This is a genomic window from Mesorhizobium sp. M1C.F.Ca.ET.210.01.1.1 (assembly GCF_004791585.1).
In the GTDB taxonomy this organism is placed as follows: Bacteria; Pseudomonadota; Alphaproteobacteria; order Rhizobiales; family Rhizobiaceae; genus Mesorhizobium.
In genome coordinates this window covers 1-17891 of the sequence record NZ_SRUU01000024.1, presented here as the reverse complement: position 1 = coordinate 17891, position 17891 = coordinate 1, and the positions used below count along the sequence as shown (strand labels likewise).

Below are 17891 nucleotides of genomic sequence, written 5' to 3'. Positions count from 1 at the left end.
AACACCGTGCATGGCCAGGAAGAAGGAATTTATTGCTCAAGAGGTGGCTCGCGCGGTTGGTGCTGGCAAGACGGTTGCATTGGAGACGGTTGATTTCGCCGATCCGAATCGTCCGAAGACCTGTCTTGAGGTTGATTTTCCGATCTTGCCCGTGAACCAGGTGGCCGTCATCGAAGGCAACGCGGGCAAGCCGATCTATCAGATGTCGAAATGGTGGGCGCGTCGGCGATCGAGCGTGTTTAGGTCGATGCTCATCGCTGCAGCTACAAAGGCACCCGAGGATCCAGCGTTAGCGGCAAAGCTGGTCTGGGATAACTACTATTCCAATCACCAGAAAAAGGGGGCCTTCAAGCACCTGAGGGTCGCCGACATCTTCATGGGTGGCGGGACGACTCTGGTAGAGGGTTCGCGCCTTGGCATGCAGATGTCGGGTAACGACCTCAATCCGGTTGCGTGGTTCGTCGTGAAGCAGGAGATGGCCGATGTCGATCTCGACGAGGTGAAGCAGCTGCTTGCGAACATTGAGGCTGAGGTGAAGCCTCAGATTGCGCCGTTCTATTACTGCGACGGTCCGAACGGCGAGAAGGGAACCTGGACGCATAAGCCCTCCAACAAAGTGATGGGGCCGGACTTCGATCCGCTGTCAATTACGCCGGAGGAACGCAAGGATTACGTGTATGAGGGGCCGGAAACTATCTACGTGTTCTGGTCCAAACATGGCCCCTGCCAAGTAACAGGATGCGGCCACCGTACTCCCATAATGGCGAATCCGGTCATGGCGGTGAAGACGCTGATGGTGAAGAGTTGGGAGCATGAATGTGCTTCCTGCCGGGCGACGTTTGATGTCGAAGATGCCGAAGCTCGAATGGCGCCCGATGTTCCACTTTACGTGGCGCCAGATGAGAAGCCTTATGCGATCCTCGATCCAAAAGGACGTGTTGTCTGCCCATCCTGCAGATACAGCTCAATGGTTAAGCTCGGCAAGAGCAAAAAGAAGAAGATTGAACTGGCGCTAGTCGTTCATCCCGACTGGCTATCTGGTAGCTCGGGTCTTGACGCTAACGGAGTGCCTTTCGGCGGATCTGCCCAGGATGATGCGGACACAACCTCTAGCTGGAACCTTCATCGTGCCCAGTCTATGAGGTTGCTGGAGGTTCGTGGAACGGAGACAATTGAACTTACCAACGCCGTGACGGGTGGTGTCAAAACACAAACAGTGATCCCCATATGGGTCGAATGCCCGGAAACAAAGAAGAGATTCAGGACCGATGAGGGCGGCGGAACTGTCCCCAAAAAATCCAACTTCGCCTGCGCTCATTGTGGTTCCGTTCAAGATGTCCTGGATAGTACATTTCGGACGAGAAAGACGGCTCCATATCAAGCAATTGCCATCCAAGGCTCGTCCCCCCGAAGGAAAGAAACCTCGAAGCCTTATGGAGGCAGATTTTTTTCCCCAATTACAAACACGAAATCGTTGGATGCCGCGGAAAGGGAATGGCAGCACCGCAAGGATCGAGACCTGTCCCCTTTCTGGCCAAAGGAAGAACTTCCTTACGGTCTCGAAGCGGATTTTTGGTCAGTTCGTAGGCATGGCTACACGCATTGGTATACGATGTTTAATCATCGGCAGTTGTTGTGCCTCTCGATTCTGTCAAAAGCGATACATGAAAGCCGCGGCAGATATTCTGAATCAGCTGTCGATTTAGTCATATCGGCATTTCAGCAGTATCTGAGAAATCAATGCATGATGACAATATGGAACATGCAGGCAGATAAGCTTGAGCCACAATTTGCAAAAAACAACTTTCGACCGAAGGCAATGCCCGTCGAGAACAGTTTCTTCGGTGAGGATGGTCGCGGTAACTGGACATCTTGCTGCGAAAAGATAATCGAGACTATTGAGTGGGCACGGACGCCTTGGGAGCTTGTTGCAAATGGAAGCTTGAACGTTGATGGAGTCTCCGGGAAGAGCGAAAAAGTATATATCGGAGATAAAGTTAGGTCTGATGCGGTTATAATTAACTGTGGGTCGTCTACAGATATTGAATTTTTGGGTGACGAAGAAATAGATTTGTGTATAACAGATCCGCCGTTTGGCGATCTAATGCAATATGCTGAGTGGTCGGATTTCTTTTATGTTTGGCTTCGGCCAATTCTAAAGGATAAATATCCCAAGGTGTTTGGAAGCGTTCAGACTCCTAAAGACCTGGAGGTAGTTTCAAACAAAGCAAGGAATCCAGAAGGTCCGGACGAATTTTATCGCCGCCTGCTAACTAGCTGCTGGAGTGCCGTCCGGCGTAAGCTCAAAGCTGGGGGCATATTGGCCTTCACATTCCACCATAGTCAGGATGAGCCTTGGATTGATGTTCTAGAAAGCCTGTTTGAAGCTGGCTTTATCCTTGAAGCAACATTCCCTGTGCGAGGCGATGAAACTAAGGGCGATGGCCAATATGGTTCGCAGAAGGTTGAGTACGACATAGTACATGTCTGCCGGAAGCGGACCGAGGAGCCGAAGCCGGTGAGTTGGGGGCGTATGCGTCGTGAGGTTCTGGCCGATGTCCGCCAGCTCCAGGGGCTCTTGGAAAACCACGCGCGGGCTGGCCTGCCGGCTGCGGATCTTCAGGTAATTCGCCGCGGTAAGGCGTTGGAATATTTCTCGCGCCACTATGGCAAGGTCTTCGTAGACGAAGGTCGTGCGATTTCGGTGAAGGACGCCCTGGTCGGCATCAACCAACTGATCGAAGAGGATACGAACAAAACGACCGAGTCGCCGCCAGTAACTGCCGAACCTATCACCCGGCAGTTCCTGCGCATCTTTAACGGCCAAGCCGAGCTCGCACGCGACCAGATGCAGAAGCTTCTGCGTGGCTCCGGCATCGCGCCAGACGAATTTACCAATCGTGGCTGGGCAACGGAGGAGAAAAAGGTTTTCCACCTTGCCGATCCACGGGTCTTCGCTTTGGACTGGCAAGGCAGGCATCGCCGACGATTGACCGCCGATCTCGATCAGGCACTGGTGCTGATAGGTGCGTGCTATGACGGCAGCGGAATCAATGCGTCAGACACATTGAAGAACGAAAATTTCAAGCCGCATCCCGCACTGAAGAGTCTCTTGGAATGGCTTAGCAGGCATGGGGCAACGCAGCCCAAACGGAATGCGTCGTCACGGGCATTGACGATCTACAACAACTGGGCCTCCAGCCACAAAGAGGCGGTCGCGCAGATGTCGCTGTTCCAGGAGGATGGAACATGAAGCAATTGCTCGATAGTGTCTGGCAGCGGCGAGGAGTGAGCTGGATCTGGGACGACGAGGCGCTCTCGCTGGTAACTTGTCCCTCCGGAGTCTTCAGTTTGCGCGAATTCCTCCGTGCCGCGAAGGACTGGCCCGATGATCTGCCGAGCAATGGCGGCAACACGTTGGTGGTCGCTGGACTGGACGCATGTCTCGACCTGCTCACGCCGGTTGATGCCGACGGCTGGCTAGGGGACGAACTCAAGGCTACTATCCTCTCTTTCCAGGATGAGTATTCAGGCGAAGCCGCGCTGATCTTCTGGCTACCGGTCGGTCAGAGACGGTTCCACACCGACATGGCGACGGATTCTGTTCGGTGGCGTTGCTCAGCGCCGCACGCCGACCAACAGATCGAATTTGGGCGTCTTCTATGGGGTGAAGCCCGGGAATACCCGCAGGAAATCATCCTATCGCAGGGCGGCAAGCCTGTCGGGTTATTCCACCTGCGGATCACCTGAGGACGCCTTTAATGGATGGTGCAGATTTCAGTCCGGGCGAGCGGATAACACACCCCGATTTCGGTACAGGCGTTGTGCTCGACTCTCCGCGCGAAGGTTATCTGCGGGCGTTCTTCAGCACCGGGGAGCGGCGCGTTCCGCTGGAAAGCGTCCGGCGCGAAGTGTCACGGACAGAGCGAATTCTGCGATCGGTCGAGGGTACGCCCGAGCGGGCGCGGGCAGTGTGGCTTTCCTATGAAGCCCATGCGTTGCCGGTTATGGAAAGTGCGTCGGCCCTGACGTCGGCCCGGATCGATCTTCTTCCTCATCAGGTAGTTCTGACGCACCGGATCGCCACGGCATCTCCCCGCCGCTTCCTGATCGCCGACGAAGTGGGACTGGGCAAGACTATTGAAGCAGCGCTGATTCTGCGTGAGCTCGCCAGCCGCGGCGAACTGCACCGAGCATTGATGGTTGTTCCAGCGGGCCTCGTGAACAACTGGCACCGCGAGTTGAACGAGGTCTTCAATCTTGATTTCGAGGTGTTCGGGTCGGAAGGCGACATCACCGACCGGAAGACCAATGCCTTTGCCAAACATGATCGACTGATCGCCAGCATCGATACGCTAAAGCGGCCGGCACGCATCAAGCGGTTGCTCGAAGCGCCGCGCTGGGACCTGGTCGTTTTCGATGAGGCGCATCACCTGACCGCCTACCGAACGGGCGGAAAGGTTCGGAAGACGGAGAACTACAAGCTCGGCGAGGCACTGAAGGGGCATACGCGCGATCTCCTCATGCTGTCCGCAACGCCGCACCAAGGCAATCATTTCCAGTTTTGGATGCTTGTCCAACTCCTGAATCCCACCCTCTTCGGCAGTCCCGAAGAGATGCTCGAGAGTCGTCATCGCTTGAACACTGTTATGTTCCGTCGAACCAAGGCAGACGCCTGCCGGCCGGATGGTGATCCGCTTTTCGCGCGTCGGTGGGTGCATGCGGAATCGTTCCTCATGAGGGACGAGGAACGGCGTTTCTACGAGAAGCTACGAGAATACCTTAAGGACGGCTTCGATCTTGCGAAGCGGCAGGGCAGCCAGGGCCGTGCCCTCGGCTTCCTCATGGCCATTTTCCAGAAGATAGCTGCATCGAGCTTTGCTGCCGTGCGTCGAACGTTAAAGCGCCGGAAGCTGATGCTAACGTTGCACGAGGCGCTTATACGTGATCGAGACCTGGATATTGAGGGCCGTGAACGCCTTTACGATGAGGCCCGCGAGCTTATCCACGTCGAATGGGCCCTCGGGCGGGATCCTGCTGGCCGGAACGAAGTCGACCGGGTGATGGCCGACCTCAAGTATCGCCTTGCGAAGAAGCTGGACGAAGAGGCGCTTGAAATGGCGTCTGACCCCTATGGCAGCGAGTTTGCCTCGTCACATATGGAAGACGCCGCCTCGGCGGCAGTGGACATCCATCTGCCTGAAGAACGGCTTCGTATTGCCGATCTGCTATCGATATTCCCTGAGCAACGCGAGACCAAGGTCCAAAAACTGCTCGATGGTCTGGGCACGCTTTGGCGCCAAAACCCAAACGAGAAAATCGTGATTTTCGCCACCTACCTCGGCACGGTTGACCTGCTCGCCCGCGAGATTGAACAGGTTTATCCAGGTCAGGGGGTTGTCGTCCTACGGGGGGGGGACCACGGTGCAAAGGTTGCCGCTGAACGGCGCTTTCGACAGAAGGACGGGCCGCGCGTCCTGGTCTGCACGGCGGCCGGCCGCGAAGGCATAAATCTTCAGTTCGCGCGCGTTCTCTTCAATTTTGACCTGCCCTGGAATCCGATGGATATGGAGCAGCGGATCGGTCGCATCCATCGGTATGGGCAGGCTCACACCGCCCAAGTCTACAATCTCGTGCTGTCTGACACGATCGAGGGACGTATCTTTCTTCTTTTGGATGACAAGCTCACCGAGATCGCACGAACGCTCGGCAAGGTGGACGATCAGGGGAACATAGCCGAGGATCTTCGTTCTCAGATATTAGGTCAACTTTCCGAGCGATTGAACTACGACCGCCTGTATCAGGAAGCGCTTTCTGACCCTGAACTGAAGAGAACGGCTGTTGAACTTGAAGCGGCGCTTTCCAACGCGCGGGAAGCTCGCGAAGTTGTCTTCGATCTGTTTCAGGACCTCGATGGATTTAGCCTAGACGACTACAAGCCGTTTTCAGACGTCTCATCTGGGATGGATCGTTTGGTCCAGTTCCTCAGCGCGTCTCTGACCGATCGGAACTGGAGGCTCATCAAGATTGACGATTTGACGTACGATCTCATTTCCTCAGATGGAGTGCGAAAGAAGCGGTTTACGCTTGATCGCGACACCGCAACGTCGAGCGAGAATGTCGAACTGCTCGGGCTTGACCACCCGCTCTTGCAGGAAGAGTTGGGACGTTGGCGCAGCCTTCCGCCTGAACAACTGGGTGTAGCCGTGGGAGGCAGTGGCGACGGAACCATTCTTCTCTCTACCTGGTTGGTGGAGTCATCTACTGGTAACGGCGAAAAACGGGTTTTCGTGCAGCCTATCGCAATAAGGAGGGACGGGTCGCGTGCCCCGGCTATCGAACGGCAAGCGGCTCAGTTCTTGAAGGCTCCTTGCGCCGTGCCTAGGCTGCCATCTGAAGACCGATTGTCGCTCTTCATCACGGCTGTCGAGCCGACGTTACAGCGCGAGCTGAAACACAAGGGAGCGGCAGTTGGCGACGGAAGTTATTCGGCCGAGTTGATTGGCTATATTGAAATTGTTTGAGATGTTGAATGCGTCACATTCAGCGAAGTCCGCCAAACAGGCATTCGGAAAACGCGTCTTCTTTGCTGCCGCTCCGAATGTTTGATTGGCGACGTTTTCGGATACGGATTGTTCGTCGCCTACGACCGCTTCAAGGAAAATCCCTACCGTTCGTCCGGCCGAGTTCTCGAAAACAGGCGTCGGGATGCGTGTCCAATCGATAACTCTTGCAATCTTTCTTGTCGTAAGCGACAAGAATCATGTGCCGCTGCGAACCATTCAGTTTACCCAAGAGCAGGCCCGCGTCCTCGCCGACGTGTCGCCGGGTGACGTTCGCGCATGGCGAAAGGCCGTGCCGTATCTCGCCGCAAAATCCGGAAAGGCGGCACGGTTCACTTTCGCTGACTTGGTAGGGCTCGCGATCACCGCGAACCTGACAGGTGCATTCCACGTCCGCATTAGCGACATGGGTACCGGTGTCGACGCGCTCTTCCGCGCGCTCGCGCAGGCGCGCCCGCCCCACCTTGAAAATCTGATCGCTCTCATCGATACCGCGTCGGCACGTTTGGTTCCAACGGCTGATCTAGGAGCGTGTCACTTCACGGGTCCGATCTTCGTCGTGCCGTGCGATCCAATTCTCGCGCGGATTGGGCAGCGAGTGATGCCAGCGGCTCCTGGCACCAGGCAGACCGCTCTCCCATTTCCACCTCAGATGTTGAAAGCGGGCCGATGACGGCGCCGATTCTCCGCAAGGTTCTGGAAGCGACCGGCTACGTTGCAGACGGCATACCGGCGCAGGGCGTGCTTATCGACGACGACGCCCGGCGCGGCCGGCGCGGCCGCTTCTTCGAGCCCGACGCGCTCTGGCGCGGTCAGTCGTCGCTCACGGTCTACTTCAAGTCTGCCGAGGCAGAGCCGTCCGACGAGCTGGTCGCGTCCTGGCGCCAGGAAGTATGGAACGAGGGCTTCGCGCCGCTGCTTTGGGTCGTGTCCCCCGACCGGGTCGACCTTTATAACGGATTCGGCCGACCGCTCCCTTCCGCCGACGCCGCGCGAAACCGCTTGGCTACTTTCGAAGCGATCGAGTCGAGCCTCGAGCAGCTCGATGCTCTCGCTGGACGCCTCGCCATGGAAACGGGTCAGTTCTGGCTCAAGGCCAAGGGCGTCGATCGAAAAACTGCGGTCGACCAGCAGTTGCTCTCGGACCTCGCCGCCTTGGAGCAAGACCTCGTCGCCGCTGACCTCGGCCGAGCCGAGGCACAGGCCCTGATCGGTCGTTCCATCTTCACACAGTATCTGGTCGACCGCGATATCGTAACCGCGGATCGTTTTGAAAGCCTGTGCGGCCACGCAAAGCTCTCGGCCGCGCTGCGCGACCGCAAAGCGACAACGGACCTGTTCGCGTGGCTTACCCGGACTTTCAACGGCGACATGTTTCCGCCGTCGGCCGCTGCGCCGCCGGACGCAGTGCACCTCGCGCGCGTTGCCGATTTCCTTGAAGCGGTCGACCCCGACATGGGGCAGATGACCTTTTTCCCCTACCAGTTTGACGTCATCCCTGTGGAGTTGATCAGCTCGATCTACGAGCAGTTCGCTCACTCCGGGTCGACGCCCGTTGATGGAAGGCCACGGTCGACGGAGGCCTCCCGCGCGGGCGTTTACTACACGCGCCTGCCTGTCGTCTCTTTGGTCCTCGACGAGGTCATGGACGGCCTGACCGGAGACGAAAGCGTCCTCGACCTGACCTGTGGTTCGGGCGTTTTTCTCGTCGAGGCGTTCCGTCGCCTCGTTCACTTAAAGGGCCTGAAATCGCCAGTGACGCGGCAGCTCATCCGCCAAGTGCTCTACAGCCAAGTCTATGGTGTCGACGTCAGCGAGGCGGCCATCCGCGTCGCCGCGTTCAGCCTCTACCTCGCGGCGCTTGAGATCGATCCCGATCCACAGCCGCCCGAAGCGTTGACCTTCAAGCCGCTGATCGACCGCACTCTTTTCGTCGGCGATGCACACACCATTGAGCAGACGGAAGCAGGCGCCAAGGCGCTCACCGCCGGAGATGAGCTGAAGCGCTTTGACCTAATCGTCGGCAATCCGCCCTGGAGCTTTCGAGGCAAAGCCGGCACCGCGAACCGGCGAAGCGCGGGCGCGCCCTCGCCGCCGCAGCCGCGCGGCGAGGGCCTCGACTTCGTGCTACGGGCAGCCGAGTTCGCGCACGAGCAGAGCCGGTTCGGTATGGTGTTGAGCGCAATGCCCTTCTTTAGCGGTAGCAAGACAGGGGCCGAAGCGTCGCGGCATGTCGTCAAGGCGCTGAGCCCGGTCACGCTCGTGAACCTGTCGAACTTGTCCTCCTGGCTGTTTCCGGCCGCGAAGATGCCGGCGGTGGCGCTCTTTGCGCGGCATCGCCCCCAAGCGGCCGATCGGATCACTGTGGTCCAGGTGCCATGGTCTCCGAGCGGCGCGAAGTCGCACACTTTCGAGATCACGCCGAGCGACATCATCCAGCTGCCGCTCAGCGACTGGGAGCGACAGCCGGTCCGCTTGAAGACGGCCGCCTTCGGCCGTCGCCGCGATCTGCGCCTCCTCGACGACTTAATGTGCTCGCACCCGTCGCTCGGCGAACGCTTGGGCGCTCTCGGCACCGTCCTCAAGGACGGGCTCATCCTTGGTCACGCTGAGAACCGGACTCGTGATGCAAGGGAGCTCGCTCCGCTGGAGTTCTTGCAGGTGGACGACCTGCGGCCCTTCTCGGTGCCGGAAAAGCTTACGATTTTCGGGCACACCAAGGCGCAGTGGCCCCGCGACCGCGACCTCTACAAGGCGCCCCTGCTGCTCGTGAAGGAGTTCTTGACCGAGGGGCCCAGACCGCTCGCAGCCGTCGCCGACCGCGACCTCGTCTTCTCAGACGCCTATTTCGGCGCGCCGATCCCGGCCGAGCACCGCGACGCCGGGCACGTTATGGCTGGCGTGTTGAGCTCGGCCCTCGCCTCGTGGTTCTTCATCATGACGGCGTCCGAGTTCGGTCTTTGGAAGCAGAGACTCTTCCGGCAGGACGTGGCGCTCTTGCCCACCCCCGACCTGACGACCGCGGCGTCTTCCGCTCCCGGCCGTGCGATTCGTAAGTTGGAGCAGCGCTTCCAGCAGCATGCACCTACCGCCGCCGACTGGGAGGCGCTCGACCAAGCTGTCTTTGACCTCTACGGCCTCGACGCCGACGATAGGATCGTCGTGCGCGATGGTCTCTTCAGGGCGAGCTGGGAATGGCGTCCGGGGCGCTTGAGCTCTGTCGAGCCGGCCGCATCGCGCGCCGACGTTCTCGCATACGCTCAGACTTTTGCAGATGTTATGGATCGCTGGCTATCCGCCAGACGTCGCCGTCGGATGCGGGCAGAAGTGTTCGATCTGTCCAACTCCGAAGCGCTGCGAGTGGTTCGCTTCGCGCTGGAGGACGAGCCCGGCCCGTCGATCGTTGAGGTCGTCGAGCCGCGCGGCGATCTCATAAAGGTCCTGGCCCGCATCGGTAACCGCTTGGGCGTTCCCCTCGCCACGTCCGTGACCGGCCAGCGGGAACTGAGGGTACATGGCCCCGGCGAGGTCGTGGTCATCAAGCCCGCAGCTCGAAGGCACTGGATGGAGAGCGTCGCCCTTGAGGACGTCGACTCCGTAATCGCCGAAAGCTTTACGGGGCCGTCCGCTTGAGGATACCTTATGAGTCTACCGGCGTAATCGGACGCCAGTACATTGCTCTTGATCGTGAGATCGTCGCCGCAATCCTGCTGACGCTCCAAAGCGGGTGGGCGGCGGCGAACATAACCGCAGCAGGAGAGGTGGAGATAACGGAGCAGCTCCGCGACGGAATGCGCGCCGCCCTGAATTCAGGGCGCCTGCCTTGGGGCAAGTCTTTCATCGTGGCGCTCGGTATGGAGTCCCGCTCGACTCCGTCGACGACCACGCCGGACGGGCGTACGGACATTCCGGTCTACGTGGTCGCGGTCTTCCTGCGCTACGGCGAGCACGACCCCCACGCGATAATCGAGTGCAAGCGACTCGACGGCGCGGATACCCATCTCTGCCGTGAATACGTGGTCGAAGGCGTCGATCGCTTCCGCACCGGAAAATATGCCGAAAACCACGCGGCCGGCTTCATGGCTGGTTACCTGCTCCGTGGCGATGCCGCCGAGGCCGCAGGCGGTGTGAACGCCTACTTCAGACGTGTCCGTCGTACCGCTGAACAGCTCGCGATCTCAGATATCGTCGATGACCCGAGCTTCTGGCGCTCGGCCCATCGACGAGCCCATCCAAGCCCGCCGATCGAGCTGCACCACGCGCTGCTGGGGATGGCATAACTCGATCCGGAGCCGTGTTGGCAAGGCTGGCCGCTTCTGAGGCCTAACGACCGAGGCGTTTTGCAGCATTCTGCGGAACGGCCTCTCGCGCGGAGGAGTTCCGTATCTCGACAAGCAGGTGGGAAGTGGACCTTCAGGTCAGACGCTTTTCATCGCCAATGCAACAATCAGATAGTCTTCGCCTTGCGCCGAGCTGAAGAAGGTCGATGCTTAAGGTGTGCGTCGCGGTGGCGCCTCGCGCCCCGCGCCATTCATCGCAGCGCGAGGCGCCTAAAGGCGTCCTTCTTCGCCTCTTTGCGTTTCCGCCGCCGCTCCGTCTGCGGCACGCTCCAAGGCGACCATTTTCTTTACCAGGGCTAGCAGATCGCGTTTCGTGCCGTGCGGAAGAGACACGACCTGTTGCGCCAGTTCCATGGTGTCGCGCGCTTCTTCCGGCGTGCGGCCCCATAAATGCGGCGCAGCGCTGTACAGCATTTCCATCGGCATAAATCCGAGGATTTCGCACAGGTGGATCATCCTGGTTACGTGCATTTTTGAAAAGGCACGTTCATAGCGGCCATAAACCTGCATCGATAGGCCTAGCAAGGGCGCAAGCTCGGCGCGAGTCAGATCCTTGTCCTCGCGCGCCTTGCGGATGAACTGGGCTATTCTTTCGTCAATCTCGCCGAAGGTTTTGATGCCGTCGTACCCTGGGCGGCGGAAAACAGGTTTGTCGATCTCGGGATCGATTGTCTCAATCAATTCCATTTTGCTTTTATAGGCGTCCATATCCTCAGGCACGTCCCCTCCCTCCCGCTGAGAGAAAATCAGCGCGCCCTGGCTGCAGCCATTCGCCAAGTACCCGGTTCGCCCTCGAACACAGCTTCGACAAGTTTTTCCCCATCGACCCAACCCAGACGCGCAAGGAGTTCGCGCGCGATAGAATCTTTGCCAACACTAATACATCGCTTCACGGTAACCGTCGATTCAGTCCCGTGCATCGAGATATCCCAATTGGATAAGCGAAACAGCTCGCCTTTGGCGGTTTCGTCAGACGGCCGGATGGCCGCATCGAGAGCGGATTCCATAAGCACGTTCAATGGGGAGGCGGCGTTTGAACCTTCACCAAAGTCGAAGTCTTGGCGACCGACCAATGGTGCGGCGTAGATGCCAATAAGGATACCGATCGTCATCCCGAGCAGGAGGCTTCGACCGCTCACGGATCAATAGCCGTTGTCCCGAAGGAACTGGTCGATGGCCGCCTTTATGATCACCGTCATCTTGATGTCGTTGTCGAAGGCGGCCTTTTGCAGCCGCATCTTGGTGTCGTAGTCGAGCGGGCAATTGACATAGTGCTTGGCTTCGCGCGCGTGCGCTCGTTTCAAGTCGCGCAGGCGATAGCGTCCCTCCTCCTGAGCCAGAGCACGTTCGATCGACTTACTCTTGCGCTCTTCACTGCTCGGGTTCGGTAGATCGCGCCGCGGCCGTTCTCTCGTCGCATCCGCTTCTGAAATCGGCGCCGCTTTTAGTTCCCGCGCAGCTGTTCCAGCCTCTGCCTCATCCGACACAGATGCTGGTTTCGTTGTGGCTTTGGATATGGCTGGTTTCGGCCGTCGCGGAGCGATCGGAAAGTCAGAGACGGACAGTTTGCCTGGTTTAGACATTTCCCACCTTTTCCTGGTTTGCCGCGAGATGGCGATCGAGCTCAGCCACAAACGCCGTGATCTCGGCGCGACCCTTCATGACCGGGTCGGTCAGTTCGAGCATCTGCAAAGTGCCGAGGCCGTTACGGATTTCGCGATAGCAATTTCTTTCGGTGAGTTCGGTTTCCATCAGCTTCGATTCATAGCCATTGTCGCGAAGATTGGCGATGAACGGACGGATCAGCCTGTAGGCCTCGAGGACGCGGCCAGGCAGGGCGATGCGCGTCACCACGTTGACGTGGGGAATCGTGCGCCCCTCCCGGTCGCCGACATCCGCGGTCACGGTGGCGGCTTCGCCGGCCGCCTTGATTTCATCCTGGTTTGGCTGAATTGGTGTCAGCACCAGGTCGGAGTTGCGGATGATCGTATCGCGGATGACGCTGTCGATGCCCGGTGAGTCCATCAGGATTACATCATAGACGCCGTCTTGGTCGGCAAGCACGGTTTCGATGCTTCGCTGGGTGGCCGCGCTGTGCAGCTCGATGTTGGCCGGAAGATTGTCCTTGGCCTCGCATCGCTTCCACCATTCGGCGAGGTTCTGGCGCGGATCGGCGTCGATCAGAAGAACCCTCTTTCCCTGAATAGCGTACTCGCCGGCAATGAGGATAATGGCCGTCGTCTTCCCGGCGCCGCCTTTGCCGCTGATCGCGCAAATTCTTCGAGGCATATCTGATCTCCCTCTTTCGACGCCCTCAAAGCCGAACAGGGCAGACCGTCGCCACGCTCATGCCTCCTCTTGGGCAACTGCATTTCCATCTGAACTGAATGCTGGGTTCGCATGGCAGTTTTACACGATGGGATTAAGCCTCACGGCCCTAGTGTGTGATACTTCAATCACATCTTCAACATCGTAACGTGATTGCATGTGAACACACCGTGTGAACAAGTCGTGTGAAATCGAATTAACCGCGCTGGCGTTGAGCGAGCCATGGGGCTCGCCAGTCGATGCAATTTCCCCAGGTTGGGCAAGAGGCCATAGGCACCGCAGCCCCTCGCTTCTTTTGTGGTGAACCCCGGAGCCGCGCGAAGGCCGTCTGTGACGCTCGCACGCAGCCGGCAAGGGCGAAGAGCGGAGCGTCCCTTGCGGGCGAGTACGAGGGGCACACAAAGGCCGACAAAGCGGTCCTGGAGGTGAACCCTGGAGAGCGTTTTGACGTTTGAAGGGCAGGGGCGAAGGCCGTGGTCGCGATAAAGTCGAGCGAAGTGTGGTCGCGCGAAAGGTTGGTTTTATTGAGTGGAATTTCTCGTCTATTGAGGGATGGCAGGATACGGAAAAATGTGCGACATTTTTCCTCACGATCGAGGAACAAGCCCTCGATGCCTGCCGCAAAGCGCCAGAGAGGGGCCCAAGGCCAATGGACGACGCGAAATTCGAGGTCCGGCTCGGGTCGGATCGGAAGGGTCGAATGGTGCATGCCCGCGTCAGCGCGGACGAGTATGCGGCGATCGAAAAGGCCGCGAAGGCGGCCGACATGACGGTTTCGGGATTTTTCCGCTCGCTAATCCTCGAAGGCGCCGGCGTACGACCGATCCTGACTAAGGATGATCGGCTCGTCATGGCGCTGCTGCTGGAGGACATGCGCGCGATCGGCGTGAACCTGAACCAGGTGGCGCGATCAATAAACAGCGGCAAGAGCGTTCACCCGAGCGAGCTGGACATCAATCTTGGCAACGTGCAGCGCGTCCAAGCGGCCGTTATGACGGAGCTACGATCGCTGGCGAAGCGCGCCGGCCATAAGCGGCGTGGGGAGGGGTAAGGGGGTGGAAATCTTCTTCGGCGCCTTCACGAGCGAATGGGAGCAGCGGCGCGCGGCGATGCTGCATGAGCTGTCGCTTGGGCCAAAACGCCGGTCGTCGGCCGAAGACGAAATGAAGCGTCGATTGAAAGCTATGGCCGAGCTAGGCGGCGGCGGTTCTGGTGCTGGTAGCGGTGGTGGCAGCCAGCCGAAAATGCGGCGGCGGGCCGCCAAGCCGATCCTCGTGGCCGAGACGCGGGCAGCAGAGGCGTCCCGTCCAATCGAAGCGCGGCTAGCGGCGGTGGCCCAGGGCAGCCAGCCCGCGGTTGTCAAAATGGCATCCTATGGCGCCGGCGCGAGGGTGGGGGCGATGCTGAATTATGTGTCGCGCGGCGGCGAGCTCGCCGTCGAGAACGAGAACGGCGAGCGCATCAGTAGCCGGGAGGATCTGGCGCGGTTGCGGGGAGACTGGAACCATCTGTTCCAAAACCGCGCAGAGAGCCGCGATATTGGAAGCTTCACCGTAGTGATAGCGACTGCGGCGGTCTCGTCAGACGAGACGATGCATGAGCTGATCAGGAACAGTTTGACGAGCGCGTTCAGCGATCGTCGCTATGCTTACGCGGTCACGCGCCAGGCCGACGGCGCGCTGACGGTTCAAGGTGCGGTCGTGCTCAGAAGCGAGCAGGGCGAGCGGCTGAGTGGCGACGACAAGGCCGCCAATATCGTTCAGGCGCGATATGACGCCAGTGCGGCCGCGCAGGGTGTGGCTGCGCGGTTCTCGTTCCAGGGCTACGGCAATGGTGTGGAGTATGGTGCCAGCAACCTACGCAGCCTGGTCGAACGTCATGACGGCAATGTTCGCGATGACCGCGGCCAAGTCATCGGTGACGAAAAGCTTGCTGGCGACCTGGTGCAAAAGGAATGGCGCGGTGATCTGCACAGCCGCAAAGGCCGCGACGTGATGCACCTGATCATGTCGGCCCGGGCCGGTACGAATGTCGAGGCGTGTGAGAATGCTGCACGCAACTTCCTTGCCGAGCAGTTCGCCGGCCATCGCTACGTGTTTGCCATGCATGATCCGGCCAATGATCCGAAGGAAGAAGGGGATGGGGGCAAGCGGCCCCATGTGCACGCGCACGCGATCATCACTATGCGATCGGAATCGGGGGATCGGATCGAGACGACCCCGCAGGTGTTTCGCGAGTGGCGGGCCACAATGGCTGAGATGGCCCGGGCGCAGGGAATAGCGATGGAGATGACCGATCGTCGAGAGTTCGCCAGTCCGCCCGCCTTTACCCGCAATCAGGTGAGGCCGGTGAGCAGGGAAGGGCGGACCGAGCACGTCGGGACCAGCGAGGCGGCACAGGGACGGTACGACGCCAAGCGGGGCGGATGGCGCGGTCTGGCGAAGGCCGAAAGAAGCCGGGAGTATGCCATAAAGGCAACGCAGAGCTGGGAGAAAATTGCACTCGCCAGCGGCGATCGGCGTGTTGTCGCTTATGCAGAACAGCTGCGGGATCATTTGGCAGCAAGCCTTTCGGCCGATCAGGCGGAAGCGAGCGTAAATGTCGTGCATGCAGATTTCGGGTCCAAATTCCGCGCCAATCTGGTAACCTTGCAGGAAGTCGTTCTGGAGGGTCAGGAAATGCGCGAGACAACGCGGGCAGAGTTTGAAGCCTATGAAAAGAAGGTCGAGACGGCCTTGTTCCGGCTGGAGCGGAGCGTCGGTCCGGACGAGCGAGACGACTTTGATGAAGTCGCGTCTGTCGCCCGCGAGCATGTGAACGGCCGGCGCGAGCTCATGGAGCTTTACGAGATGAAGGGCCAGGCACAGGAGAAGCAGGGGACTGCGACCGAGCGAGACGAAGGCCAGGAGCTTCGAGACGATGCGAATGAACAGTGGGATGCGGCAGTCGCCAAACACGGTGAGGCGGTTGTTGAGGCGGCCAATGACGTTCTTGTGGGCATCGAAACCAGTCGCGAGGGCTTGGATAGAATCGGGGCCGGTGAGCTTTCCAATGATGCAAGGGTATTCCGCGCTGAAATTGAGCGCGTACTGGCTCGCACGGCGGAGCTTGCCGTCCAGGGCAACACCTATATGCGCGAGGTAGCCGAGAAGGATCCGGAGCTCAAGCGCGCCATCGAGGCGGCAGAGCAGACCCAAGAGCGGCCGGCGAAAGACAAAGGCAAATCCCCTGCAAATGTCGATACCGTGACCGAAACGCAGCGAGATCCTCGCCCCGAGGAGGCCGAGCATCGGCCGGACGAACCGGCCGAGCAGGCTCACGGATTGGCGTCGGCCGTAGATGTTACAAATCGGCTGCAGGATAAGGTAGCCAGGGACAAGGAGGCCGCACAACGAGGCGGTGAAACAACGCGGACCGATCCGGCCCAACAGCATATTCCTCGCCTCGAGGAGTTGGAGCGGGAGAAACTAGAAAGAAGGGAACGCGACCGCGACGACCGGGATCGTTAATGGACCATGTTTAATCAACAGGATTACGTTTACCAGAGCAGGGACCCGAAGGGTGATGAGGGGTTTGGCAAGGTATTTGCAATCGTCATCTGTTTCGTTTTCTTCCTGGGCGCACTGCAGGTTGCATATGAAACGGTGTCTGGCTGGTACCAAAACTTCATGCAGTGGGGCAGCGAAATGCTGGCTTTTTTAGCCGGCTTTTGGCCATTCCGAGGCCTGGGCAGCATATAAAAGTCAAGACCACTCGATTTACAACGTCCTGGGGGGATCCACTAATATGGACCGTGTGGTAGCCATCCGCGTCCTCACGTCCCGCCGTTTGAGACGGCAATCGATAACGACAACCCGCTTGCTCTGTCGCCGACGCTATCGAATTGTCGGCGCGGCGATCCGAGGCTACACTTAGCCCAATGGCCTAGCGACCGATCGCGCACCGAGCGCCAATTTGAAGAGTCGAGCCGAGACCAAGGCACGACGATCGACGACATCGCGGACTGCGACACCCGCAACCAACTTGGCGGGCATTAGTTGAACTCATCGATCGCCCAGAATTGATTATTTGTGGCCGGCGCTCTTTTCTGAAAGCTTGAGTGCCGATCCTGAAAGAGCCGAACGCGGCCGCGAGCATACAGCGTGCTTAATGATCGAGTTAGGCGGCGATCGGAATCGACGACATTCGAAACCAGACCGGGATGAACGGAATGCAGCGAACCTCACACGAATCGAGAGCGTCGGGCCGAGTCTGAAGGGTCTGCGAATAGCTGCTCGGTAGTCTCAACAAGGTTTGACATCGCCGAACCAGGTGTGCCGCCGCTCCTCATAAGGAGACCGTACGTCGCCTCTGTCGGCCGGCGGATGCATTCATTGAGTTGCGTCATTCGCAATCCGTGATGCTCTCTTTTGAACCTGCAATGCTCAAGCCCGTCCAATTCTGAATTCGGCACTCTCGTGTCCTCGCGCACAGGACGAAGACAACCAGCACCTCAGATTCAAGCATTAACGCGACGCAAGGGTTTCAGCGCAGTCCCGAGGAGAGATTGATGTCAGTATATCGGATATCGATGCGGCTGCCGAATGATGCCGGGGAAGGTTTGGGCGCGCGTTGTGAGGGCACGAAGGGCGTCGAGCAGAGGCGGCTTGCGGCCAGGTTC

Annotated in this window: 13 protein-coding genes; 9 read left to right on the top strand and 4 right to left on the bottom strand. The window is 59.1% G+C overall.

Annotated features, from left to right (window positions below; genetic code table 11):
- The first annotated feature begins 10 nt into the window (after positions 1 to 10).
- The 6 genes from EN853_RS23470 to EN853_RS23445 all read left to right on the top strand — a co-directional run bounded on the left by EN853_RS23470 (position 11) and on the right by EN853_RS23445 (position 10843).
- On the top strand, positions 11 to 3253 hold the full coding sequence (locus EN853_RS23470) for a DUF1156 domain-containing protein (RefSeq protein WP_127861660.1): 3243 nt from the start codon (positions 11 to 13) through the stop codon (positions 3251 to 3253).
- The gene (locus EN853_RS23465) at positions 3250 to 3750 is read left to right on the top strand and encodes a hypothetical protein (protein WP_127861659.1); all 501 of its coding nucleotides are present in this window, start codon (positions 3250 to 3252) and stop codon (positions 3748 to 3750) included. Before EN853_RS23470 ends, EN853_RS23465 begins: the two co-directional genes overlap by 4 nt.
- Positions 3751 to 3761: 11 nt before the next feature.
- Positions 3762 to 6524 (top strand): SNF2-related protein, encoded by a 2763-nt coding sequence (locus EN853_RS23460; RefSeq protein ID WP_127861658.1) that lies wholly within the window; start codon positions 3762 to 3764, stop codon positions 6522 to 6524.
- Positions 6525 to 6708: 184 nt separating this feature from the next.
- Positions 6709 to 7236: a hypothetical protein gene (locus tag EN853_RS23455; protein ID WP_127861657.1), complete on the top strand. Its 528-nt coding sequence runs from the start codon at positions 6709 to 6711 to the stop codon at positions 7234 to 7236.
- A complete protein-coding gene (locus EN853_RS23450; RefSeq protein WP_127861656.1) occupies positions 7233 to 10196 on the top strand; it encodes an N-6 DNA methylase in 2964 nt (987 codons plus the stop codon). Before EN853_RS23455 ends, EN853_RS23450 begins: the two co-directional genes overlap by 4 nt.
- Positions 10193 to 10843 (top strand): hypothetical protein, encoded by a 651-nt coding sequence (locus tag EN853_RS23445; RefSeq protein ID WP_245517159.1) that lies wholly within the window; start codon positions 10193 to 10195, stop codon positions 10841 to 10843. The genes EN853_RS23450 and EN853_RS23445 overlap by 4 nt, the downstream gene beginning before the upstream one ends.
- A gap of 270 nt (positions 10844 to 11113) precedes the next feature.
- On the opposite strand, the gene EN853_RS23440 is transcribed toward EN853_RS23445, so the two are convergent.
- From EN853_RS23440 to EN853_RS23425, 4 genes are all read right to left on the bottom strand, one after another.
- Entirely contained in the window at positions 11114 to 11623 is a 510-nt protein-coding gene (locus EN853_RS23440; RefSeq protein WP_167524671.1) for a helix-turn-helix transcriptional regulator, read from the bottom strand.
- 26 nt (positions 11624 to 11649) lie between these two features.
- A complete protein-coding gene (locus EN853_RS23435; RefSeq protein ID WP_127861655.1) occupies positions 11650 to 12015 on the bottom strand; it encodes a hypothetical protein in 366 nt (121 codons plus the stop codon).
- Between the two features lie 30 nt (positions 12016 to 12045).
- Positions 12046 to 12390 carry a hypothetical protein gene (locus tag EN853_RS34740; RefSeq protein ID WP_245517157.1) on the bottom strand — a complete coding sequence of 115 codons (345 nt, stop codon included), beginning with the start codon at positions 12388 to 12390 and terminating at the stop codon, positions 12046 to 12048.
- Positions 12391 to 12478: 88 nt separating this feature from the next.
- A complete protein-coding gene (locus EN853_RS23425) occupies positions 12479 to 13192 on the bottom strand; it encodes a ParA family protein (protein ID WP_127861654.1) in 714 nt (237 codons plus the stop codon).
- Positions 13193 to 13880: 688 nt separating this feature from the next.
- Here EN853_RS23425 and EN853_RS23420 point away from each other — a divergent pair.
- The 3 genes from EN853_RS23420 to EN853_RS23410 are packed head-to-tail and all read left to right on the top strand — an operon-like array spanning position 13881 to position 16971.
- Complete coding sequence (locus EN853_RS23420; RefSeq protein ID WP_127861653.1) at positions 13881 to 14282, top strand: MobC family plasmid mobilization relaxosome protein; 402 nt, start codon at positions 13881 to 13883, stop codon at positions 14280 to 14282.
- A gap of 4 nt (positions 14283 to 14286) precedes the next feature.
- Positions 14287 to 16740 (top strand): conjugal transfer protein TraA, encoded by a 2454-nt coding sequence (locus EN853_RS23415; protein ID WP_127861652.1) that lies wholly within the window; start codon positions 14287 to 14289, stop codon positions 16738 to 16740.
- A 6-nt stretch (positions 16741 to 16746) separates the two neighbouring features.
- Positions 16747 to 16971, top strand: coding sequence for a hypothetical protein (locus EN853_RS23410; protein WP_127861651.1), 225 nt, complete (start codon positions 16747 to 16749; stop codon positions 16969 to 16971).
- The last annotated feature ends 920 nt before the right edge of the window (positions 16972 to 17891 follow it).